Source organism: Aeoliella fuhlenseeensis (assembly GCF_052161615.1).
Classification (GTDB): domain Bacteria; phylum Planctomycetota; class Planctomycetia; order Pirellulales; family Lacipirellulaceae; genus Aeoliella.
Genome location: NZ_CP197417.1, coordinates 1653285 through 1677653, shown reverse-complemented (window position 1 = coordinate 1677653; position 24369 = coordinate 1653285). Strand labels below are relative to the sequence as shown.

The following is a 24369-nucleotide window of genomic DNA, read 5'->3' as shown; positions in this document are numbered from 1 at the left end:
CCGCCTCGGATAGCCATCGCTCCGTTTGGAAGGTACTGGTTGCCGCTCAAGCACTCCAATTCCACGTATCCTCTTACACAAGAAATCTTAGAATTCGGACTAAGGCTAACCGTTTTCGGTGCCCGGCTCTTTCGCCCGAAAGCCCCCCCCACTCGGGTGGGAGCAGCAAAGGTTCTCGCAAGAAAGCCTTCGCCTAGTGGCCCGACACTGGCAAAGCCACCTCCTACTTTTCCAGGATGGCCCTTGCGTCCCTCCCTCGGACCATGCTCACCCTGCACGCAACAGTTTCGCGGACGTTGGCGCAGTCAACTAAACCTTACACTTGTCCGCCGATCGACTCCCGTTTATCGTGGTTCAGTACTTGTTCTCGCTTACGACGGAGGTTGTGTAAATCTCCTCGGTAGCTTCTACCTCCCCTGTTGCAACTCATCATGCCTCGCCGTATCGCTCTCGCTCTCTGCAGTCTCCTCCTATTCCTGTCTTCAACGAACCTGCAAGCACAGGTGGCAGTGTCGACTACTTCGGTTCCCACACCGGGAATGCCGGGGTTCAATACATGGACCGTAACGCTTCTCCCCTACCAAGACGAGGCCATCTCAGGGTTCCAGTTCGGTGGCGATGGATCAGGCAACTACGACTCACGCATCGACTACGGAATTTTTGGAATCAATGGGTCTATCGAGTTGCAGCAATTCAATCCGTCTGGAGCTGCAACCGTGGACCAGTCCAACAATGGCAGTTTTGGAGCAGTGCCAATCGAACAAGATTCGCAGTTCCTTGTGGGCACCACCATTGCACCCCTGAGCATCAGTGGTGCATCGGAAAGCGCGCACCATTTGCAGCTCAACGCTGAGCTCCCCTACATTTGGGATGAGTTCGGATCCGCTCTACCCTTCGAGTTGGCACAAGTCGTATTAGAAGAAGGGGAAGTGGCAAACGTCCGTGGCCTAGTCGAGGTTTGGGGCGGAGGCCTTGGGAATGAGCAAGTACTAAATTTCCGTGTTGGAGATCGAAACCAGTTTTTATCAGTACTGGATGTGGTCGATAGCGACACCCTATCCAACATTTCAACCATCGAGCCCGGCACGCAGGTGAATCTCTATCCCGGCGGCGTCATCGATTGGAACACGACAGTGGAAGGTACGATCAGCAACCCGACCGAGTTGAACATCCACGGCGGCTTGGTACGTCCGAATCTATTCATCGACCGCGATACTTCCGTGAACCTCTTCGGCGGGAAAGTCTCGCACGGCTTCTACTTTCACTCCACATCGGAGGTTTTGATTCATGGCAATGAATTCAGGGTGAATGGCGTACCAGTAGCAGGCCTTAATCAGTATGGCGACAGCGTCACCATTGATGGAGATCAACTCCCGATCAATTCGATTGTTTCTGGAACGTTTGAAGATGGAACTCCTTTCGCCATACCCCTCTACTACGGAAACGAATTAAAACTGAAGTCGGTGCCACTTCCCGACCCCGACTTAATCTACTTCGAGGCCGCCGGTGCAAGAGAAGGTCAGACGTTTGAAGTCGGTCAGTTTACGAGCCTAACCGACGGATTCCAGGCTGGACACGGCAGTACCGTTAACGTCACTGACGGTGATGCGGGCGACTACTTCAAAGCGAATTACGGAAGCGTCGTCAACATTAGCGGAGGACACGTAGGCTACGGGTTTGTCGCGGATGTCGGTAGCTCGGTCTACATCAGCGGTGGCAAAATAGCATTCGGCCTTCGGGCCAACGCCGACAGCGTTCTAAACATTTCTGGTGGCTACCTCCGGGATGGTGGTGCTGGTGCCATCCCAGCCTATGGCAGCGCGCAGATTACGATTACGGGCGGGTCTGTCGATCTCAGAACCACGGACAATTTTTATGACTCGCCGGCTCTCATTTTAGAAGGCGCGGAGTTTCTAAGGGGCGGCATGCCCGTTGCTGGCCTGCTAAACATCGGAGACGAAGTAACCCTCTCGGGCTCATTACTTGGTAGCGAACTTACTGGTACCTTGACCGACGGCACTCCCTTCGACATCCGCTCGGGTTCGGCCGAATACATCACTCTTAAACTTGCGGATATAGGTTCGTTGCCCGCTTCCGTGACGGTGAGCGAGGGCATCGGCCCACAAGGCATTGCTTCGGGACGTTCGCTAACTTTGACAGAGGAAGGGACTTTGCCAGACGGCTTCCGGGTTGGAAGTGGCAGCGTATTACGCGTCGAAGGTGGTGTAGTCTCCAGTGACCTAACCATAATGAGCGGGGGCGAAGCACACATATTCGCAGGGTCAGTCGGCCACGAGTATTCGGGCTCGTCGGGCGGAACTAAGGTCGAAGGTGGTGGCTATCTCGAAATGAGCGGTGGCGAACTCGAGTGGCTGGTCGTCAAGAACGAAGGCGACGCAACTATTCGGGGAGGCAGCCTCGGCTGGCTCAGCATCTATGACAATTCCCAAGTAACGCTAGTGGGAACGAGCTTCGTGCTCGACGGAGTGAATATTTCCGGCGATATGACTCCCGGAGTTCCCTTTGATGTATCCCAAGGCGATGGCGTCGTTTCGGGGGTGCTCCAAGATGGAACTTCGTTCTCTTTTTTCGAATCTAACTTCTTGGACAGCTTAGATGCCACTTCCACTGTTAGGCTCGTCCTTGTCGAACTTCTCGCAGGCGACTACAGCGGCAATGGAACGGTCGGAATAGAAGACTACGCGATATGGAAGGGCGCGTTCGGCACCTCCGTCACCGCGGGGACTGGTGCGGATGGAAACAACGACGGACTCGTGAACCTCGCCGACTATACAATTTGGCGAGACAATCTAGGCTCAACGCTAGCTCCCCCCGTACAGGCGGCTAGAGTACCAGAACCTGCAACTTGGCTGCTCCTCTGTGGAGCCCTCCTTCTCCTCTCGCGACTGACACCTCAGCAGCCCGCCCAATTAGGATAGATCCGGGTATCGCTCAATATGGGTTAGCGAGCTCCGCGTAGGGAGCAACAGCCGAAATGCAGTCGTCGAGTGCGACTCCCAAACTAGCACGTCCCCCCCGCGCAGGTGCCTAGTTTTCGATGAGTAGCGTCCCAATGGGTACCACGGCTTTCCAAGTCGTCTTTTCGGTCTCGGCGACTCGGGATACTAAGGTGGCCAAGCGTTTAGTTTCAGTAACGGAATAAGTTCCGTTGTACGACGCGTCGCGTCGCCGATTGCCCTTCCTGCCCCATCCCCCGAAACTATTTCCCACTTTATTCCCCCGCGCTACTAGAAAGCGCGCGTCGAATGTGCATAATACACGTACGTCCACTTAACGGTACGTACGTTCGCTCTTTGACAACTTAGAAAAACAAGCAGCAGCACGTCGATTTTTCGTCGGGCGGGGGCTAGCGGTAAGCCTGGGGATGGGTCTCGCAGATTCGGCCCCCACCCCAGCCCTCCCCCGAGGGCGTCGTTGCGATTCGAGGTTTCCCAAGTCGCGGTACCCTTTGCGTAACGACTTGGGGGAGGGAGCAGAGAGGGGTAATGTCGCACCTGCGGGTTGCCCCTGCGACTTTATTCTTGGGGCTCGGCCAAGAGGGATGCTGTAAAGCATTCCGGCCGTGGGGCTTACGGCGAAACTCCCGCGGGGAGAAAAAGGAGTTTTGTCGCACCCAGTGAAATAGTCGCCAATATGGGACAAAACTCGCCCCAAATCGTTGTGGGCACGGATTCGTGCAAAGGCACCCTTCGCCGGGAAGTTCGCTCTTACCCGGGCGGCGGAAAACGAGTAGCCTTCGCCACCCAAACGCGAGCAACCCAATCGCGACTGGCGTGCGTACACACAGAAATACTCTGAACGTGCACGCAGCCCTGCGTGTCCTGGGCACGCAGGGCAGTAACGTTATGCGTTTCGGTTGTCATTTCGTGCGGTAGGGTCCGCACGATACTGTGGTGTTCCGACAACTGGCGACGCACGCCCTTAACAGGTTTGTGGAAAACTCCGTAGAATACGACATCAGGCTAACCTCCCACCGCGGCCACGCTGGCCGAGCAGCTAGAAGAAGATGGCAACCGTAGCAGCCCTGCGCGCTCCCACGATCGACGAACAACGTGACCCCCGATACGCATGGGTAATGCTCCCCGTGGCGATGCTGATGAACATCGGCACTAGCCCCGGGCAGACCTTCGCGGTTTCGGTGTTCAACGAGCCCATGCGCGAGTCGCTAGGACTGAGCCATAGCATGCTGTCGGGCGCGTACCTGGTGGCGAGTCTCCTGGCAGCCGTTCCGCTGATGACCATCGGCCGACGAATGGATCGTCACGGCCTGAAGATCGTGTCGATCGCCATGGCTACCAGTGTTGGCGTCGCGTGCTTTGTCGTCGCGGGGGCTCAAAGCGTTGTGGCTCTGACCATCGGACTGTTCCTGCTCCGCGCGTGCGGGCAAGGAGGACTCTCGATGGCCGCGGGCAACACGCTCGGCATGTGGTTCAATCGTCGACTCGGCTTGGCATCGGGCATCGCGGGCGTCGGCATGTCCGCCGCCATCGCCGTGACTCCGCCAATTTACCTGTACCTGATCCACACGTTCGGCTGGCGTTCGGCTTACGCCATGATTGGCTGCGTAACGATGCTGGTGCTCCTTCCACTCCTATTTGCCGTGTATCGCAACAGTCCCGCTTCGGCGGACGCTTCGAGCATGACCAGCATCGGACAGATTGCGAAGTTCGCCAAGCCGCGTCATCAATATTCGCGCAGCGAGGCGATGCAAACCGCTTCGTACTGGGTGGCGCTGGGTTGCTCGTCGGTGCTCGGCTTTGCGTGTACCGCGGTGTTCTTCAACCTAGTTCCGCTGTTTAAAGACAGCGGACTGACCGCTGCTCACGCCGCGTCGATCTTCCCAACGATGGCGATGGCAATGGCCGCGATGCAGATTCAAGGTGGACTGATCGCCGACCGCGTACCGCTCAAGTGGTTGCAAACGTTCTCGATGACCATCATGGGCGTGGGTATGGTGCTACTCGCGAGTGGCCTGTCGCTCTGGACCGCTCACGTCGCCGCCGCACTGATTGGTGGCGGGCAGGGACTAATGGGGGTCGTGGGCAACAGCCTGTGGCCACGTTACTTCGGGCGACAGCACCTCGGAGCGATTCGCAGTTCCGTGTGGACCGCAGCGATCGCCTCGTGTGCCGTCGGACCGTTTGTCATGGGCGTGGTGTTCGACCTGACGGGCAGCTACACCCCGACGCTCGTGCTGTTCGTGGCGATGTTCGTCGGAGCTGCATGCGGAGCCAGTCTCTGGGGCGGACCTCCGGTGGAAGTGGTCGCGAAGGAAGAAGTGGTCGAAGAGCTCCTTCCCCTCGGCGAACGTTGCGTAGCGTAGTTCGCACAGCGACCACGCTGCTTGCACCACGATCAAATAGGCGCGAATGCGATCGTATTCCAATGCCTATCGGACTCGAAATTGCCGCATTTCATCGGCGTTTAGGATGAGCTATCCGATATGGAGTTCTCGCCGTATCGCATTGGCATCGAGTTTGCTTAAGTCGTTGCTGCCCCACAAGGGGCTCAACAACTCAAGCAACTTACTCGAGGACGAACCATGCTTACGCGATTCTTCCAACTCGCCTTTGTGGCCGCGGTAACGACCATTCCTTTGACGGGCTGCGTGGTCGAGGATCGCGACCTGGACGATGCTCCCCCCGTCATCACCACCCCCGACGTGGATGACAACGAGCCCGAGATCGACATCTCGGCCCCGGGTACGGACGTCGAAGTCGATACGGTCGACTAGACCGTCGTCAGCGTACGTCACTTAAATCCGCTCTTCCATTGCCGGCTCCCTGCACACCTTGCCTGTGATTTAAGAGCGGATCATGAGGGCCGGGCTCTGAGGTTGCTTCACCGCACGTCAGTCCCGGCCTCTCTTACATCAGGCCCTCGTGCGACACTCTGGCTCGCACTATCCAACAGGCGGTTCGGATGGCAGCGATTCAGCAAATCGATCTCCGCCGACTGGCGGAGCTTCGTGGTAACGGGCGAGACTTCTTGTCGGTTTACTTCACTGGACGGGAAGGCTTCGAAAGCCTCGCCGCTCGCGAGCGATCACTTCGCGAAGTGCTCGCCGACAACGATACGGAGCTCGAACTGTTCGACGCGAATATCGCGATGGTTCGCGAAGTGCTTGATGGCCAGTCGCTCGAAGACGTCGAAGGGGTGTGTCTCTTCGCTTGTGCATTGATGGACTTCGTAGAGGGCCACTTTGTTGCGCTGCCTGTACCCACCGCGATGCATGTTGGCCCATCTCCTTATATCCGGCCACTTGCAGAGCTTCAGGACGAGTACGAAACATTCGCTCTCGTGGCGTGCGACAACAAGAAGACTCGCATCTTTACGGTGACCGATGCAAAGTCGGAACTTGAATCCACAATTCGCGGCGACGTGAAGAACCACGTGCGGAAAGGTGGCTGGTCGCAACAGCGGTACGAACGCCGACGTGACAACCAACTGCTGCACTACGCCGACGAGGTTTGCGAATCGCTGGAGTCGCTCTGCAAGGATGAGTCCGTCGTCCGTATCATCCTCGCCGGATCGGCCGAGACGATTCGGCAGATTGACGAACGACTTCCGGAGTCGCTGCGAGGGTTGGTTGTGGCGCGGGATGCGTTTGATCTCAACCGCAATGAAGATGAACTCATCACGCAGGCCTACGAGCAGTTCTTCGCCGACGAACGCGAGGATGAAGGAAATCTCTGGCAACAAATCAAAGACGAGTACATGGCAAACGGTCGCGGAACTGTCGGAGCGACACGCGTTCTCGACGCGGCACGCGCGGGGCGAATGGAAACCATGCTGGTTGCCCGCGATGCCAAGGTCACCGGCACGCACTGCCGGGACTGCGACCACGTGGTGCATGGTACTCCTCAGACTTGCCAGCAATGTGGCTCAAAGTCGCTGTTCGAGGTCGATCTTGTCGACACACTGACGCGACTAGTTGAGCTTTCGAGTGGCTCGGTGAACTACGCCGACCCGCTGCCCGGCCTTGAGAAATCGGGACATGTGGCAGCACTGCTTAGGTATTGAATCTGGCACCTGAAGTGAGAGGCTTACGCGAACCATCCCGCCCGCGGCGCTGTCCCTCTGCCGTGGTACAATCCTTGAATGCGACTTCTGATCGATGGCTATAACCTGCTTCACGTCACTGATCTGTTCGGTTCGGGCAAAAATGCCGGGACGTTACAGGGGTCGCGCGATGCGCTGCTCACCTTCCTCGGCAAGACTTTATCCGCCGGAGAACGTCGCGACACGACCATCGTGTTCGACGCGGCGGGCGCACCACCCGGCTTGCCGAAGACGCTGCACCACGAGCAGATAACGGTTCGCTACGCAAGCGATTTCGCGGATGCCGACGCCCTGCTCGAAGAGATCATCGATCAGCACGGCGCGCCGAAAGGGCTCACGGTGGTATCAAGCGATCATCGAGTGCAGCGTGCTGGACGGAGAAGAGGTTCGAAGTGGATCGACAGCGACCTCTGGTTTCGCGAGCTATCGACCCGTGCAAGAGCGAAGGGCAATGACGCTCAGCAGGGAAAACCCACGGCGGGAGGCAGCGTCGACTACTGGGTCGAGCAGTTCGACGGCGAGGACATCGGCGAAATGGAGCGACAACTCCGTGCGACCGAAGTTCCCAAGATCATCCCGAAGACGACGAAACGCACGCCGCACGCTCCCCCAGTGGCCGAAGGGGGTTTGGACAATCCGTTTCCGCCTGGGTACGGAGAGGATTTGCTGGAGGGAGAGTGAGGCGTTAATCATCCGCGATGGCGAGCAACTCAGCCATCGCTGGGTGGCCACTCGCGAAAGACAACGCAGACCGTCGTCTTATCGAGCATCGCAAACTCCCGCGCACCCCATGGCCTGAGCGTCACCTGGGCTAAATTTGGATGCAGCAACTCGGGAGAACGTGACGACAAATCGGCGAATACTTCGTCGATGTTATCGGTCTCGATAGAAAGTTCGGGACGATCCTTGGCCGCGTACTCTGGGCTCTCGACGATGTAGGCTTTAGCACCGTCACGAGCAACAACCGCCATGCCCGCGTCTTGGTAGAGTATAGAGAACCCAAGCCCTCCCACGAAGAAATCGAGGCCGTCTTGCAGATGATCATAGAAGATCTTGGGGATGAGGTTCTTGAACATCGTGGGTTCTCTGACGTGTGACTGAGTCCGTGATTAATATCCAATCGCAATGCCGTCTTTTCTCGACTCCGTTGCTCCAAAGTAAACGTTCTTATCGGCGTCGTACCAGATAGCTTGATAACCGCCGAAGTCGCCATCGCCGAACTTGAGCTGGTGACCGCGGCGGGCGAGTTCGCGGTGCGTGTTGTCGGCGATGCCACTCTCGATATAGACAGTCCCGCCGTTCTCGGTGGCAGCCTCGCCGGTGGGGGTGGACGAGCCATCGTGTCGCACGCGAGGGGCGTCTCCTGCTTCTTGAAGGCCCATTTTGAAGTCGAGCAGATTAACGAGAATCTGCACGTGACCTTGTGGCTGCATGTCGCCACCCATCACGCCGAAGCTCATCACCGGTTTGCCATCCTTGGTGACAAAGGCGGGGATAATGGTGTGGAAAGGTCGCTGACCGGGTGCGTAGCTGTTGGCGTGGCCGGGCGCGAGATTGAACAGCTCGCCACGATTTTGAAAACAAAAGCCAAGTCCAGGGGGACAAGGTCCCGCGCCGAAGCCGCGAAAATTGCTTTGAATAAGCGACACCATGTTGTGATCTTTGTCGGCGGTGGTGAGGTAGATGGTGTCGCCGTCGCGTAGCACGGGATCCCCCGCCTCGACGTTGGTCGCGGCACGAAGGGGATCGATACCCATGGAGCGCTGCTTTGCGTACTCGTCAGAAATGAGTTCCTTGATGGGCGCTGGTGCGAACGTGGGGTCGGCGTAGAAGCGAGCCCGATCTTCGAACGCGAGCTTCTTAGCTTCGAGCAAGAAGTGCAGATGATCGGCACTACCGAAGCCCGCCCGTGCCAAGTCGTACCGTTTCAGCAGTTGCAGAATCTGGAGCGCCGCGATCCCTTGGCCATTAGGAGGCAACTCCCACACGTCGTAGCCACGATAGTGGATGCTGACGGGTTCGACCCAGTCGCTACGATGGTTGGCGAGATCGTCGTATCGCAGATAACCACCATTGTCTCGCATAAAGCGGTCGATCTGTCGCGCGATGTCGCCTCGATAGAATTCGTCCGCCCCGCCCTTCGCGATCTTCTCGAGTGTCGAGGCGAGTGCGGGGTTGCGAAAGGTTTCCCCCTGCGCGGGGGCGCGACCATCGACCAAGAACACATCCGCCCACCCAGGCTGATTGCTTCGGGCTTCCACGCCGCCGGCCCAGTACTTGGCGATGACTTCTGTGACCGCGAAACCATCGCGGGCGTGGGCAATCGCGGGGGCGAGTACTTGTTCCATTGGAAGCTTGCCGAATCGCTGGTGCAGCATGAACCATCCATCGACGCACCCCGGCACGCTGATCGGCAGCATGCCGTACTTGGGAATGGTTTTGTGTCCGAGTCGCTCGAATTCGGCGAGCGTGAGCAGTTGTGGGCTTCGACCACTGGCATTCAGGCCGTAGAGTTTCTGCGTCTTGTCGTCCCAGACGATGGCAAACAGATCGCCACCGAGCCCGCACGAAGTCGGTTCGGTAACACACTGCACGGCGTTCGCGGCGATGGCCGCGTCGACGGCGTTGCCGCCCGCGCGGAGGATTTCGATGGCCGCCATACTCGCGAGCGGCTGGCTAGTGGCCGCCATGCCGTTGGCGCCGACGGCGGGCGAGCGGGTAACGAACGTGCGGCCTTCGAGGCGATCGACAGCCGAGCTAGTTTGCATGGCCGTCAGCACTCCTAGTCCAACCGCCAATAAGGATAGTTTCATCGTTGAATAAGGGTGGGCTGAATATTGGATCCATGAGACGGCTCGAATAAGTTGATCGATTATAGTCGACGCAGTGCCGGAAGGTGAAATCGCCTTCGAAGGTGGGTGCAAGTGCCCCTTCGCCCGGCTAACTTAGACGGACCTGCCGCGATGCAAGAGTATTAATAACTTGAGCAATGAAGCCCAGTCGATTCGACAGTCGTAATAAATGCCGATATGATACGAGCAGGCAGGCTAGGCTTTTGCACTCTTCTTGAGAAAGCCATTGATGCTAAACCAACACGCAAATACGCTCTTGGTGTGGCTCTTTCTATTGGGACTTGCTACCGCGAATAGCACCGCGATTGCCGACATCGTACCGGTCGATCCGACGAGTGAACGATGGAGAGAAAAGTACGAACCCTATCTCGCCACGCTGATCGAAGTCGATGACATCGCGACGATTGCGGTCATGTACAAGGGCAAACGAGAGGTAGTCCGCCTCAAGAACGTCGCCACGCGGGCCGAACTGGAAGCTCGCCGGGATCAGGAGATCGAGACGAAGCAAGTTACCTCGGCCGACATTGACCGAGCACTGCGTTGTCGTTCTCTTATCGTCAATCATCTGCGCAGCATCATCAAACCGAACGATAAAGTCTTGCTCGGGTTATCTGATCCCGCACGAGACGGCTCTGGGCAGCTCTTGGTGGATGAAGCACGTGTCCTTGCACCCGTGCCGGGCGAAGATGGCAGGCCTGGGTATATTTTCTACGGCCTCTCTGATTGGTTCCTGATTGGTGATGGATTCGCGTTGCCAAATCCCGCTCGCTGGAACGATCAGTCGAACGCAAACGCGCCCTTCGCCCCAGGCCGACTGGACTTGTACGAACGTTGCAAGAAAGACAAGTACGGAATCTTTAGCACCTGGGTGGACGAGCTTCTCAAAGAAAGCGATGTCGCCGACAAGGACGATCGGCAGCTGAAATGCACAGTTCCATTGGCTAACTCTGAGGCCTGGCGCATCGAGAACCAAAGCGGCGACATTCCTGAGGTGCTTGCTGCTAAGGCCCGAGTGGTTCTCGAGGCGACCACCCCCGACGACGTAGGCATACTATGCCAGCATGCCGACGACATTAACCAAGAACTGCGGCGCCTCTTGAACGAAGCTGACGACAATTCTCTGCGATCCAAGGAGGTGGCGAGCACCTTGGCAGCGAAGCTGAAGTCTTACGCGAGGCTCAAACTAGCTGGCGGAACCGAGACAAACGCGCTGAAGGACCTTCGCATCGTTGATTATGAAATATCGATGCGGAAATAGTAGTATCCGTCTGCAAGCGCGGAACGGCGCTCGGAATTCAGCGATTAAAGCGATCTATTCGTCTGAGGCAGTACTGATAAGCAAAGGTCCGCTGAACTAGCACCACCTGATGCTTTCTATCCTGCTCGCAACCAACGCGATCGAAAATACTTCATTCAGCGTAGCCGAGCGACGAGTGCAGTAGGCACGCCAACGCAGGTGCGGCGAACTTGCTAGCAGATTTTTCGCCTATCCAGCGCAGACCCATTTCGTAAAATCGAATCAGTGTTCTCGGAGGGGCGCGAATAACTATCTGACAAGGGGGAGATCGCATGAACGCTTTGGTGATACGAGCGTTGTTGGCGTTTGGCTTGCTCGTGGGTAATGCGGCGGCTCGGGACGCGTCGCCTGTGGTGGACGATGGCCAACGCGACATTCGGCAAATGGAGCAAGCCGATGGGGCGGCTACGCAAGCAGCCGAGGGCGAAGAGCAATTGTTAGAGGAACTTCGTACGTCGCCGCCGGCCTCTCCCGAGCGAATGATGGTGCTCAGGAGCCTAGCCGACGCGGGGATTCAGTCCAAACTGGCGCAGGAGGCCGTGTTGGATTTTATCCATCAAGACGCCGATGCTCGCGACTGTTATTTGGCTATCTTCTTCCTGAGAAAATTCAACGTGCCAGCGGAGATGTCGCTGCCGGCATTGATCTCGACCCTAAACGACCATCGCGCCTCCGGCGTTCGCTGCCCTAATAGCGATAGGCCCAAAGATGCTGCCGTGGGGATGCTCGCCACGTACGGCCCCGCTGCCAAGGCAGCGATCCCGGCGCTAGAGTGGGGGATACATCCCGCGAACGATCGACCGCTGGATCGGAAGATGGCTTGCGATGCTCTGGGATGCATCGACCCTGTGCGGTATCCGTTCTTCGCCCAGGGTGAAGCGGCCATCGCACCTCTAATTGGCGAGTTGTCATCGGAACAGCCCGATCGACGTCGATGTGCCGCGACGCGGTTGTTCGAGCTCCATGAGTTTGCCGCTCCCGCGACCCCACATCTAGAAAAGCTATTGTCGGACGACCAACTAAGTGTGCGCGCGGCAGGGGCTGTGGCACTACTGGCGATGGCCACGAACGCAAGTGCCGTAGAAGTGCTCGAAGACTACGCCAAATCGCCTGATGTGTTCGATCGCCAGCGGTTGGCAGGATGGCTTGAGAAGGATCTTCACTTCGACGACACCAAGTTGCTGCTCGCGCTGCTGATGGATAAGGATCCTAGTATCCGAAGACATGCTGCCACTCGGCTATTGGCGACGGTTCGTAAACAGCAGGAGGTGATCGAGGCAATGGTCGATCTGTTTCACCAGGGATCGTATGAAGGGCAGGCGTACGCATTGCATGTCTTCGGTTCCTTAGACGCAACAGCTCTACTGCCAGTACGAGAGCTCCTTGTTGGGGAATCCAAGCGAGGCCTAAGCAGCTCCTTTAGTTGGAAAGCGGAACGCTTGCTGGCCGCGAAATTCCCAGAAGCGTTTCGTGATAACTTCGAGACCATTAAGATACCGAGCCTTCCGGAACAGTTTAGCTCGATCGAAGCGATGAACGAGTTCGCGAGTGCAACGGGCGACACCCGACTTCGGATCGAGCGTTTATCGAATGGTACCGCAGAAGTGTGGAGCTTGCAGCGATCGTTTCCGTCCACCAACAGCCGAGCGGATCATACGATCTATGCGGCTCAGGGTGACCATTTTGTTCGTCTCGCCTCTATCCCTGTGAATTACCGCTACGAGCTCAGCCTTTCAGGGGACGGGCAGTCCATCGAGTTTTTGGAAGAAATACCTGGCTATCCTGAGAAGTTGCCAGTGTTCTCGGTAGAACTATTTCCACGGCCCGAGGCGCCCGGCAAATGAGCACGCTGCTTCTCTAACCTCCATAGTGCCAGAAACTACCAAGCGCTACTTGCCTTTCACTCCATCCGCTGCAAGCTAAACTCCCCCGTCGAGCGCAGATCGAGCTCGTAGGTTGCCCCCTTCTCGACGCGCATCGAAGGGGCTTGGGCGTGGGTGGCGCGGATGCCTAACTCGGCCGCCTTCTGGCGGTCGTTGGCGATGGTCCAGAAGTCGGTCCAGATTTGTTGTTCGAAGTCGCTGGTGATCGAGCCGCGTTCGTAGGAGTTCGGCCGCGAGCCGACTTGGTCGATCACGAAACCTTGGCCCGGTTCTTGGTTCTCGCCGAAGATGCGTTCCAGGAGGCAAATCGCGGTGCCGCGTTCGAGGTCGGCTTGTTCGACGTACTTGTCGTCGAACTTAACTACCAGGTACTCGACGTAGACGCGGTCGCCGTCGATGGTGAGCTCGGCGGGTTCGCCGACGCGCTGGCCGTTGTCGCCGATTTCGGTGAAGAGGATTTTTGTCGACACCGTGCCATCGTCGGCGGTGGTTTGATCGAGTACCTCGATGCGAGCGAGGCGGCGACGGAGTTTCAGCAGTTTGACGGCGGTCTGGACGCGATCGAGATCGGCCAGTAGCTGATCGATGCGAACATCGCGCTCGGCCACTTCTTCTTTTAGTTCGGCAATGGCTTGCTCGCGGGCGGCGAGGTCGGCTTTGGCTTGTTCGAGTCCCTTTAGCACGGCGTCGAGCTCGCGCTGTTTGCCGGCGAGTTCGCGGCGTGGGGTGCTGTAGGCCTGAAACGCTTGGAACCCACCGAAGCCGAGCACGCCGACGACCACCGCCATTAGCAGCGTGCGGACGGTCGAGTTGAAGTGCGTGATGGCGCTACCAGCCTTACCCATGATGGTGTCCTGTGTTCCTTCGCACCACAAACTCACGTGATTGACTTAATGAGCAAACGGGCCAGCTTGGCGAGTTGCACTGAGGAATTCCAGCGGGCTTCTTTTTCGTTCCACAACTCGCCAAGGCCCGTGTGGTTCTTCCACACCAAACCAACGAGAACGCCCGACTTGCCCGCCCACGACCGCTGGTGTTTGTACTTGTCGGCTTCGCCCGTTCGGCATTCGGCGGGTGGTCGGAGCACGACTGCGGCGGCCATCAGCGGCAGTGAAAGCTCGCCGCACACGCGGGCGATCGGTTCGCTCCAATTGTCCTCGGCAAGTGGGGCATCGGTGGGGTCGGCGAGTTCTTCGGACTTCTGATAGCCGGGCGTCGACACGCCGCCCCGCACAAGGCCCTTGCCGATGGGCGTCTGCCCATCGATACGAAGCGACTTGCCACAAGGCGCGAAGACGCGACTCGCCATGACGATGGTGCCGGGCTCGATTCGCTCGCGGAGACTAGTAGCTTCGGAGATGGAGAGGGCGAACCGCGGGGCGTGACCCTCGATCACGGCACTGACGAACTGCTTGAGGTCGGGCGTTTTGGTCTCTGGCCTGGCAACGACGACTCGCTTGCCTTCGAGTTTACCGTGACAGAGGGCGATGCGATGGGCGCGAACGTGTTGCTTGCCCGATAGCTCGTCCGCTACCGCGTCGAACAGCAGCTTCGACTCGCACAGGAACGCGGCGGCCGTGTGAGGGATTGCGAGTGGCTCGTCCGAATCGTTGGGTGATTCTTGGGATGCGTCCTTGGGTGCCGCTGAACTGGCACGGCGCGCTTCGCTCGCGAGTTGCGAAGCGACCCATCGCATGCCGTGTTGCCAGATCCAACCCACGCTTAAGGTTCTCCACCGGTGGCAGGAAATCGGAGGGCGAACACGCTGCCGGCGGGGCTGGTGCGTTCGACCTTTACGTTGCCGCCGTGCAAGGTGACGATCCGCCAGCACTTCGACAACCCAAATCCTAACCCACGCCCCGCTTCCCGGCCACTGAAGAAGGGATCGAATAGGTGCCTGCGTACGGTGTCGGAAATGCCTGGTCCCGTGTCCGCCACGCGAATCACAACGTTCGTCCCCTCTCGCCGTAGCGAAATAGTCACCGCACCGTCGTTGCCAATCGCGTCGATCGCGTTTTGGACAACGGCCTTGATGGCGATGAGCATCTGCAGCGGATCGAACAAAGCTACCGCAGGTTCCGGCAAAGCATCGACGGACAAGGTAATCGCCCGCTCGGTCGCGATGACTTGTAGATCGCTGATGGCTTGATAGACGACTTCGTCCAGCTTGGCAGATACTTTCTCCAGCAGTGGCGGACGGGCGAAAAGCATCAGGTCGGAGATCATCTCGTGGGCACGGAGGGCTTGAGCGTCGATCGACGCGAGCAATCGGCGGCGTCTGGGGTCTCGTTCGTCACGAAGCAGGGACTGCGCGCGGCCAGAGATGTTGGCAAGAGGATTGTTGATCTCGTGACTGGCGCCGTACGCAAGCTCCTTCATCGCGTCGAGCTTCGCACGGGTGAGGGCATGATCGAAGTCGTGCGCCAGCCCTGCGAACCACGCGAGCCGCGCAACCAGCCGCGACAATCGCCAGTCGACCCCTTCGGACTCCGCGAGGTAATCGCCCGAAGCGTGTACCCAAATCGCTGGCGCGAAAAGCATGGCGTGTAAGTACGCCGGCGAGTGCTCGGCGGGGCGATCGCTATCGAGCACAGCGACCGCTGCAGCGTGGATCGACGCAGCTTGCGCGGCGAAGTCGGTCGCGGCTTGCTCGTCGGTGCGAGTCCACGCAAGTGGCGATGGCGCGGAGTTCGCAAGGCGGACGACGAGCGTCTCGGCAATTTGGGTTGCTATCGCATGCACCGTCCCCGAGTCCGGTTCGACCGCGGCCGCCCACCGGCAAAGCCACGGGTCGGCCACCAGCGCTGCGGTCAAATGCTCGGCCGCGGCGATCGGCTCCAGCAGCGCACGCTCGATCGCGAGTGCCGAGGCATCGCACACCGATATGGCCCGCGCACCCGAAGTGGAACAGAGAGCAGGCAACCAGAGCATGAGGCTGTTCTGTTCCGATGCCGCGGGGCCGTGGTGACTTCCGCTCGGCCTTAGTTGGCCGAGGCGGATTCCATTTCGAGCAACTGGCAAACGCGAGTCGACAAGACATCGACGTCAAACGGCTTCTTCATGAAGTCGTTGGCACCGGCGTCGCGAAGCTGCTGAATGCGTTCGGGTTCAACCATGCCCGAAATGCAGATGATCCGCACGTCGTCCATGGTCTTATCGCCTCGAACTAACTGGCAAACTTCCATGCCATTGATGTCCGGAAGCATGACGTCGAGGATCACCAGGTCGGGGCCGAACTCCTTGATCAGCATGCCAGCACCGAAACCATTGTTGACGCTGCGCACATCAAACCGGCCATCGCGCTCAAAGTGATCGACGAGCAGGTCCACCAGATCTTCGTCGTCGTCGACGATCAGCAGCTTGCGTTTGCCGCTATCGAGAGCATCGGTGGGGATGCCGTTGTCTCGCATAAAGGAGTACAGCTGGTCGCGTGGGATGCGGCGGAATCGGCTGCCTGGGACGCGAAATCCCTTGAGCTGTCCCGAGTCGAAGCAGCGGATAATGGTCTGCTGGCTAACTTTGCATATCTTCGCGGCTTCGCCGGTAGTGAATACGGTTTTCATACGCTCAAGCACCTCTCTCCTTAGTCATGTGAGCAGAACGACTCGACCACCTCACGCTCCAACCCGTCTTGGGAAGTACGCGTGCAACCGACTTCGTTCCATCTTGTCGTCGCGACAAAGCCCCCTTAGCTCCTGTCCGCCGTAAAGTGCAAAAAGGTCATGGCTTGCACAATTCTACACGCCTCTGCAATCGACAGCATCCGCCGCATTCGCCGAGGTTACCTGAATTGCCAGGTGTGAGCGGATTATATCGGGCTGACAGGTGCCGTCAAGACTGAAATAATTACCGCAACTCCATACAGAGCAATCGTTTAGGTGTTTTCGCGAACATGTGCTTGTGGAAATTTGGGACCTATTCGGGCTGATTTGGACATTTACCCCAACATGCCGCTGCGGCCCCCATCTTCTCGAAATCCCCATCGCTTCACCTCCGCTCGCCAGGTGCGCGCCCGACGATCAGTGTGCTCGCCGCGCTGGCGCGAACGACTTCGCCCCGGCCTATGCAACTTGCCAATCCTAACAATTCTAATAGCTAGGCGTAGATCTCCGGCGATGAAGTGGACGATGGCACGGCGGTTGCTTAAGGGGGTGCGACGCCGCTGCTAGCGGAGTGAAGACACACTAACGCGAGAACCTTTCATGACCACCATGCCCGACGCCAATACGCATCTTTACGCCTCAAGCGCTGTCACGCTGCATCTTGAGGGCATGGGCTGTATCAAGCACGAAAAAGGTGCCGCGTTTCGAGTGTGGGCGCCGCACGCCGATGCGATTTATGTCATTGGGACGTTTAACGAATGGGACGAAGAGCGGACCCCCATGGAGCCCGAAGGGAACGGCCACTGGTACGTGGATGTCCCGGGCGTGAAGTTTGGGGATGAGTACCTCTATCTAATTCACAACGGCGAGCAGTCGTTCCGCCGAATCGATCCGTACGCCCGCGAGGTGACGAATTCGGTAGGCAACACGGTGGTCCACGACCCTTCATTCGATTGGCAGGGGGACGACTTCGAGCTCGCGCCGCTCAATGAGCTAGTGATCTACGAGATGCACGTCGGCACGTTCAACGCGACGGGCGAGGATGGGCCCGGCACGCTGGCCGAGGTCGGCCGCAAGCTGACCTACCTCAAGAAGCTGGGCGTCAACGCGATTCAACTGATGCCGCTTGCCGAGTTCGCGGGTGATTACTCCTGGGGTTATAACCCCGCTCACATCTACGCGGTGGAGTCGGCGTACGGGGGACCCAACGCGCTCAAGAAGCTGGTTCGGCTCGCGCATCAGCATGGAATCGGCGTGATTCTGGATGTCGTTTACAACCACTTCGGTCCCAGCGACCTCGACATCTGGCAGTTCGACGGCTGGAGCGAGAACGACAAGGGGGGCATCTACTTCTACAACGATTGGCGGAGCGTCACGCCATGGGGCGACTCGCGCCCAGACTATGGGCGCAGTGAGGTGCGGTCGTACATCCGCGACAACGCGCTAATGTGGCTAGAAGATTATCACATGGATGGGTTGCGTTACGACATGACGCTATTCATTCGCTCGGTCGACGGCACGGAAGAGAAGACGATCCCCGAAGGCTGGTCGCTCGCCCAGTGGATCAATCGCTCCGTTATCGAGCAATTCCCCAAGGCGGTGACCATTGCCGAGGACCTGCAAAAGAACGAATGGCTTACGAAGCCCGTGGACTTCGGCGGCGCGGGATTCAACAGCCAGTGGGACGCAGCGTTCGTACATCCAGTTCGCGCGGTGGTGCAAGCCGCCCACGATGCCGATCGCTCGATGATCGCCATTCGCGACGCGGTGAATTATCGCTACAACATCGACGCCTTCGAGCGGGTAATCTATAGCGAATCGCACGACGAAGTGGCGAACGGTAAACAGCGCGTGGTTTCGGAGATCAATCCCGACGACCCGACGGGCTTGTTCGCTCAGAAGCGTTCCACGCTCGCCGCGGCGCTGGTGTTTACGGCGCCCGGCGTGCCGATGCTGTTCCAGGGGCAAGAGTTCCTGCGTTTTGGTTGGTTCGACGACGGAAACCCGATCGACTGGGATCAGGCCGACGAGTTCAAGGGCATTGTGCGGCTCTATCGCGACTTGATTCGCCTTCGACTGAATCGCGATGGCAATTCGCACGGGCTATCGGGACAGCAGGTGCAAGTGAGCCACGTGAACGATCTCGACAAGATCGTCGCGTTTCGTCGGTGGCGGGACGACGATCCCGAAGGGGACGTGATGGTAGTGCTGAACTTCGCCAACGTTCACCGCGACGCGTATCGTATCGGCCTCCCTGCGGCCGGGACTTGGAAGTGCCGGTTTAGTAGCGACGCGAAGATCTACAGCGACGACTTCGGTGACGCTCCCGTCGGCGATATCGCGTCGGAGGAAGAACCGTGGGACGAAATGCCGTACAGCGCTGAAGTGGTATTGCCCCCCTACACGGCGGTAATCTTCAGTCGTGATAGGGAAGAGTAGGAGATCAATGTTTTCGCCCCTCTCCCCGCCCCTCACCCGGGACGGGAAGAGGGGACTTGGTCAATCCATCCCGGCAACGAGTGCCCGCAACCAGCGCGCTGGGAGAGGCCGTTCGTTACGCTCGGCGAGCACTTCGCGGGCGAGAGGGACGTCGTCGGTGATGACGTAGTCGACGCCGCGGTCCATCATGCGGTCGAGTGAGTCTCGCGTGTTGAGCGTCCAGGCCGCCACGTCGCGGTCGCGAAAGTGAGCTTGGGCGACCAGTGCCGGGGTCGCAAGTTCTTTGCTCACGGCGAGTAAATCGGTGTCTATTCGCGTGAGGTCGCCAATCTTCACAGCGGTGAGAAGCCCGATGTTCCATTCGGGTCTCAGTTCTCGAATCTTGGCGATCATCTTCCGATCGAGCGAGATGATGATCACCTCGTTCGCCATTTCGTGCTTCTCGACCAGATCGACGACGCGTTGTTCGAGTTGGTCGTCGTGGCCGTACTGCTTGAGTTCGATGACCACCCCTACCCTGCCCTTGGCTAGTTCGAGCACATCGTCGAGCGTGGCGACCGGCTCGCCCTTAAATTCAGCGCCAACGCGACTACCGATATCGAGCTTGGCTAGTTGTTCGAGAGTCGACGCGTGGACCTCGCCCCCGTCTCCAGCGAGACGTTTGAGATCGCGATCGTGGACGACGACGACGTGGCCGTCGCTCGTTTCTTGCACATCGATCTCCACCCAATGCGCTCGGGCTCGAATCGCGCCTCGGATCGCGGCCAGGGAGTTTTCCGGCGCGTGTGCCGCGCCGCCTCGGTGGCCGATGATTTCGCAGTCGTCGACCAGTTTGAGCCCCGCGAGCGAAGCCGAGCCGACGATGCCGGCAATCGTCAGCCCAACGAGCCCTGCAAACGCTAGCCGCCAACGGTTCCACACCAACCACTGGCGGTCGGTGTCGAGTGCTTCGACGTTGGCAGCCGAGGTGGCTTCGAGGGCGTCGGGATCCATCCGCTGCCACAATCGCCACACGATGAGGGCAAAACCAATGACCGCTATCAGGTGAAGCACGAACGACAGCACGAAGTGAACTAGCGTCAGCAATCCAACAAGCACGGTTAACACGGCGAGAGACTCCGGCAAATCGGCAATCCAACCTCCGACCGCCAAGTAGGCCGCGAACAACAGCCACGGCGAAACAATCACCACGGCGAGCCACCCGAGCAGCCACGCCGTCACCCGCCACCGCCGACCGCGGGTGAGTTCGCGGCTTCGCTGTAGCGACTGACGAACGTGCATTCGACGGACGACGACCAATGGCACCGCGAAAATGTTCGACGCCAGCAACATGCCAAGCATCACGACACACGCCGTGACCAGTGCCACACCAATGCCGACGGCCCACCAGAACTCGGCCGGGCGCTCGGCGAGGTAGTAGTTGATGTCGTGCCCCGTCAGCAACCACCAGTAGACCAGTCCCAACAGTATCGCCCACGGCGCAGTGAGCAAAATGGCCGACGCCACGAGTAGGCTGCCTAGCTTCACGGTGGTCCAAGTATCGGCCATCGCCCCCATGAGCGCCGAAGTGACGCGAGGATAATGCCCCGCCGCGGAGGTCCATAGAATGCGAAGCAGCACGGCTTGTTCGAGCACAAGCGTGGCTAGCAGTACACCCCCGATCAGCACGCCACTCACCAGGCCAATGGGGCTGGTGAAAAAACGCAGGATGTCCTCGTCGGCAAGCACCTCGCGGCCTGAGGCTTCGACGAAGGCGCGAAACGCAAGCGCGATGAGAGGCGTGATGACCAGCGTCGCGGCGACCTTGAACAGGATGTCGGCGAGCACCAGGGGTCGCCAGCATCGCCAGAAGGTGCGGAAGAGGTCTAGGAACATGGGGGCGACAGACGACTACATTAATTCCAGAGACCAGCGATGTGGATCTATACGATTCCGTCCACATGAATCACGTTGCCTAGAAGTTTTGCCGGCGTGCCGCTTCGGCCGCGTCGACCAACTTTTTGGGATCGTCCGCGTAGAATTCGACGAAGCCACAGTCTCCACACACCCACGCCGAAACGGTGCAGCTTGCTTGGCCTTTGAAGAGCCACGCCGCGGGATTACTATCAATCCCCACCTTCATTTCTTGCTGTACGCCGTAGTCATAGTGGTCAATCGCCTTCACATCGCGGAGAACATTCCTCGATTCGCACTTCGGACATTCGCCAGACTTCTTCATGGTCTTACTCCGGACGCGATTCAAGTGTTATCCTACCCCGCCAACAATCGCCCCAACTATCTTCGGTTCGACAGGCGAATCCATCGATTTCGGCTGACGAGTAGACGTTTTGGATTCCGAGGGCAAGCGAGATCCTTCAGTCGCCGGGGCTCTCTCAGGATGACACAAACGGCCGGTCGCCCCGTTACTTCCTCAGAATCGCATTCATATTCTTCTTATACGCCTCGACACCCGGCTGGCCGTAGGGGTTGACGCTAATCAGGCGGCCTTCCACGACCGTGGCGAGCATCAGCATCTGCAGCAATTGCCCCAGGTGGAGCTCGTCGAGTTCGGGGATGACGAGGTCGGCGGTGGGGCGATTGTCTTCGCGGTAGGCTTGGTTCGTGCCGGCGATGGCGGCGGAGAGGACCTCGGGAAGGGTCTTCTTCGCGAGTTCGTTCAGGCCGTCCTGGTTGTTGTCGCTTTCGCCAATGGCGATCGGTTCACGAGTCCCCTCGGCGACGATCAGGTTGGTGATGTACTTATCACGTTTGCCTTCTTGATGCTGCTGGCCGCGCGAGTGGAGGTCGCGGGTGTTGACGATCGTCAGCGGCATTGCACCTTTCTCGTGCTTGCCCAGACTCTCGGCAAGCAATTGGTCGTACCACAGCCCCACGGCTTCAAGCCGTTTGCCCCAGGTGGAGAGAATGCGAATGTCGGCACCATGCTTCTTTTCCATCGCGTGGCCCGCGGCGACGTATTGGAGCACGATGTTCTTCTCGAACGATGCGGTGGCGAAGTGCTCGTTCATTTCCGCAGCACCGGCGAGCAGGGCCTCGATATCGAGACCCATGATCGCGGCGGGCAAAAGCCCCACGGCCGACAACACGCTGAAGCGACCACCGACTCCATCGGGTACAGGAAATCGCTCGCTGCAACCGATGGCGGTGGCGAGATCAAACAGCTTGCCGCTGTCGCCCGTGACGGGCACGACGTACTTGCCGAGCTGCTCGTCGCCCACCGACTCGGCGAGTTCGCGAAGGAAGATGCGGAACGCGGCGGCCGTCTCGAGCGTGCCACCGCTCTTGCTGATGCACACGATGCCCCAATCGCGCGAGTCACCAGCAAGCAAATCGAGCAGACCATGCACGGCGTCGTTGTCGACGTTGTTGCCCTCGAAGTAAATCTCGGGGCGACCGTGGCGAAGCGTTGGAGCCACTTGGTTGTAGTAAGGATGGCAGCAGGCTTCGAGCAGGGCTCGCGCGCCCATGTACGAACCACCAATGCCGAGCACCACGACGCGATCGACCAACTCCGAAAGGCGATCGGCGGATGCCTGAATGCGGGCCAACTCGCTGTCGTCGCCTTCGGCAGCCAGCTCGTCGAGTAAGCGATTGGGGAGCAGGTGAAAACCCGCGTCGAGCGGCTGCTTGGCGTCCGGCACATTGCCCCCGCTCGCCCACAGGTCGGCCTCGGCGAGTACCTCTTCGCGGATGCTCGTGAGCGGGCTGGCCAGCTTCTCCAGGTCCGCCGCCTCCAAACCACCGGGTCCAATGAGCGTGCCGTCGAGATTGTACTGAAGCATGAGAATGTGGGGGCTGAAGGCTTAGATGGTGGTGAATGAACCCTCCATCGTCGCGAAGTTTGGGCGTGAAGCAAGTACCCCACGTGCTCCCGTGACGATGGGGCGTTTCGCGGCTAAAATACGGTTCGTAACCAAAATCGAGGCAAACATGACCTCGCCCATCGAATCGGATTGGGGCCCCAAACTCCCCAGCCCTCAGCCCCCCGCCCCGCCCCATGGATCTCCATACGCTGACTCGCGACTTGCACACGAAAAACGATTCGAAGATCGTCCTGCTGGTAGGCGATGGACTGGGAGGCCTGCCACAGACCCCCGGGGGTAAGACGGAGCTCGAAACCGCCAAGACGCCGAACCTGGATCGGCTGGCGAAAGAGGGCGTTTTGGGTAGCAGCATTCCGGTGCTTCCCGGCATTAGCCCCGGCAGCGGACCTGGGCATTTGGGTCTATTTGGTTACGACCCGCTTCAATACATGATCGGCCGCGGGGCACTCGAAGCCACTGGCATCGGATTCGAGCTCAAGGAAGGCGACATTGCCATCCGCGCGAACTTTTGCACGCTCGACGCCAATGGAAATATCAGCGACCGCCGCGCGGGCCGCATTGCTTCGGAAGAAAGCGCCCCGATTGCGATCAAGCTTCGCAAGGTTTCGATACCCGGCATTGAGGTGTTCGTCGAGCCAGTGAAAGAGCATCGATTTGTAGTGGTGCTGCGTGGCGAAGGACTCGAAGGCAACGTCGACGATACCGACCCACAAGCGACTGGCGTCCCGCCGCTCGCACCCAAGGCGAACGACAAAGGTAGCGAGAAGACTGCCAAGGTGTGTGCGGAGTTCCTGAAGCAGGCCTTCGAAATCCTGAAGGACGAGCCCAAGGCGAATGGCTGCACCCTCCGTGGAATTGCATCAAAGCCATCGCTCCCCAGTTACGAAGAAGTGTATGGCCTCAAGGCCGCGGCGATTGCCGTGTACCCGATGTACAAGGGCCTCGCTCGCCTTGTTGGCATGGACGTGATCGGCGACTCCAAGACGCTCGACGAGCAGATGGAAGTGCTGAAGGAGAACTGGGACAAGTACGACTTCTTCTTCATTCACTTTAAGTACACCGACTCGACCGGCGAGGACGGAAACTTCGAAGCCAAGACCAAGCGGACCGAAGAGCTCGACGCCTGCATTCCCAAGATCATGGAACTTGGTCCCGACGTATTCATTTGCACGGGCGACCATTCCACACCGGCAATGCTCTCAAGTCATAGCTGGCATCCGGTGCCGACGCTGCTCTGGGCCAAGTACTGCCGCACGGACCCATGTCAGTCGTTCGGCGAAGCCGAATGCTTGAAGGGTGGTCTGGGTCAGTTCGAAGCGAAGTACCTGATGTCGCTCGCCCTCGCCAACGCGGGGCGGATGAACAAGTTCGGGGCTTAGGACCTTTGCC

The 24369-nt window shown here is 58.8% G+C and carries 18 protein-coding genes; 9 read left to right on the top strand and 9 right to left on the bottom strand.

The window, feature by feature from the left end; translation table 11 throughout:
* Nucleotides 1-431 precede the first annotated feature (431 nt).
* The 5 genes from SH292x_RS06430 to SH292x_RS06410 all read left to right on the top strand — a co-directional run bounded on the left by SH292x_RS06430 (nt 432) and on the right by SH292x_RS06410 (nt 7764).
* Nucleotides 432-2939, top strand: a complete 2508-nt coding sequence (locus SH292x_RS06430) for a hypothetical protein (protein WP_442484763.1) — start codon at nt 432-434, stop codon at nt 2937-2939.
* A 1088-nt stretch (nt 2940-4027) separates the two neighbouring features.
* Nucleotides 4028-5344: an MFS transporter gene (locus SH292x_RS06425; protein WP_442484762.1), complete on the top strand. Its 1317-nt coding sequence runs from the start codon at nt 4028-4030 to the stop codon at nt 5342-5344.
* Between the two features lie 219 nt (nt 5345-5563).
* Entirely contained in the window at nt 5564-5755 is a 192-nt protein-coding gene (locus SH292x_RS06420; protein ID WP_442484761.1) for a hypothetical protein, read from the top strand.
* Between the two features lie 188 nt (nt 5756-5943).
* A complete protein-coding gene (locus SH292x_RS06415) occupies nt 5944-7044 on the top strand; it encodes a baeRF10 domain-containing protein (RefSeq protein WP_442484760.1) in 1101 nt (366 codons plus the stop codon).
* Nucleotides 7045-7122: 78 nt separating this feature from the next.
* Entirely contained in the window at nt 7123-7764 is a 642-nt protein-coding gene (locus SH292x_RS06410) for an NYN domain-containing protein (protein WP_442484759.1), read from the top strand.
* A gap of 29 nt (nt 7765-7793) precedes the next feature.
* On the opposite strand, the gene SH292x_RS06405 is transcribed toward SH292x_RS06410, so the two are convergent.
* Both SH292x_RS06405 and ggt read right to left on the bottom strand, forming a co-directional pair.
* Nucleotides 7794-8159: a hypothetical protein gene (locus tag SH292x_RS06405; protein WP_442484758.1), complete on the bottom strand. Its 366-nt coding sequence runs from the start codon at nt 8157-8159 to the stop codon at nt 7794-7796.
* A gap of 33 nt (nt 8160-8192) precedes the next feature.
* Nucleotides 8193-9896, bottom strand: a complete 1704-nt coding sequence (ggt, locus tag SH292x_RS06400; protein ID WP_442484757.1) for a gamma-glutamyltransferase — start codon at nt 9894-9896, stop codon at nt 8193-8195.
* A gap of 268 nt (nt 9897-10164) precedes the next feature.
* Between ggt and SH292x_RS06395 the strand changes: the two genes are divergently transcribed.
* Complete coding sequence (locus SH292x_RS06395; RefSeq protein ID WP_442484756.1) at nt 10165-11193, top strand: hypothetical protein; 1029 nt, start codon at nt 10165-10167, stop codon at nt 11191-11193.
* Nucleotides 11194-11504: 311 nt separating this feature from the next.
* Nucleotides 11505-13076, top strand: coding sequence for a HEAT repeat domain-containing protein (locus SH292x_RS06390; RefSeq protein ID WP_442484755.1), 1572 nt, complete (start codon nt 11505-11507; stop codon nt 13074-13076).
* Between the two features lie 56 nt (nt 13077-13132).
* Here SH292x_RS06390 and SH292x_RS06385 read toward each other — a convergent pair whose 3' ends face one another.
* Genes SH292x_RS06385 through SH292x_RS06370 form a run of 4 tightly spaced genes read right to left on the bottom strand, consistent with a single transcriptional unit; the run spans nt 13133 to nt 16678 of the window.
* The gene (locus SH292x_RS06385; RefSeq protein WP_442484754.1) at nt 13133-13960 is read right to left on the bottom strand and encodes a hypothetical protein; all 828 of its coding nucleotides are present in this window, start codon (nt 13958-13960) and stop codon (nt 13133-13135) included.
* Between the two features lie 32 nt (nt 13961-13992).
* A complete protein-coding gene (locus tag SH292x_RS06380) occupies nt 13993-14835 on the bottom strand; it encodes a hypothetical protein (RefSeq protein ID WP_442484753.1) in 843 nt (280 codons plus the stop codon).
* A gap of 2 nt (nt 14836-14837) precedes the next feature.
* On the bottom strand, nt 14838-16046 hold the full coding sequence (locus SH292x_RS06375) for a sensor histidine kinase (protein ID WP_442484752.1): 1209 nt from the start codon (nt 16044-16046) through the stop codon (nt 14838-14840).
* A gap of 50 nt (nt 16047-16096) precedes the next feature.
* Complete coding sequence (locus SH292x_RS06370) at nt 16097-16678, bottom strand: response regulator (RefSeq protein WP_442484751.1); 582 nt, start codon at nt 16676-16678, stop codon at nt 16097-16099.
* A gap of 648 nt (nt 16679-17326) precedes the next feature.
* Here SH292x_RS06370 and SH292x_RS06365 point away from each other — a divergent pair.
* Complete coding sequence (locus tag SH292x_RS06365; RefSeq protein WP_442485852.1) at nt 17327-19156, top strand: alpha-amylase family glycosyl hydrolase; 1830 nt, start codon at nt 17327-17329, stop codon at nt 19154-19156.
* Between the two features lie 60 nt (nt 19157-19216).
* Here the strand turns inward: SH292x_RS06365 and SH292x_RS06360 are convergent, their stop codons facing one another.
* From SH292x_RS06360 to SH292x_RS06350, 3 genes are all read right to left on the bottom strand, one after another.
* Nucleotides 19217-21031, bottom strand: coding sequence for a glycerophosphodiester phosphodiesterase family protein (locus tag SH292x_RS06360; RefSeq protein ID WP_442484750.1), 1815 nt, complete (start codon nt 21029-21031; stop codon nt 19217-19219).
* 79 nt (nt 21032-21110) lie between these two features.
* Nucleotides 21111-21374, bottom strand: coding sequence for a hypothetical protein (locus SH292x_RS06355; protein WP_442484749.1), 264 nt, complete (start codon nt 21372-21374; stop codon nt 21111-21113).
* A gap of 184 nt (nt 21375-21558) precedes the next feature.
* Complete coding sequence (locus tag SH292x_RS06350) at nt 21559-22938, bottom strand: glucose-6-phosphate isomerase (RefSeq protein WP_442484748.1); 1380 nt, start codon at nt 22936-22938, stop codon at nt 21559-21561.
* A gap of 215 nt (nt 22939-23153) precedes the next feature.
* Between SH292x_RS06350 and SH292x_RS06345 the strand changes: the two genes are divergently transcribed.
* Nucleotides 23154-24359, top strand: a complete 1206-nt coding sequence (locus SH292x_RS06345) for a 2,3-bisphosphoglycerate-independent phosphoglycerate mutase (protein ID WP_442484747.1) — start codon at nt 23154-23156, stop codon at nt 24357-24359.
* Nucleotides 24360-24369: the final 10 nt, after the last annotated feature.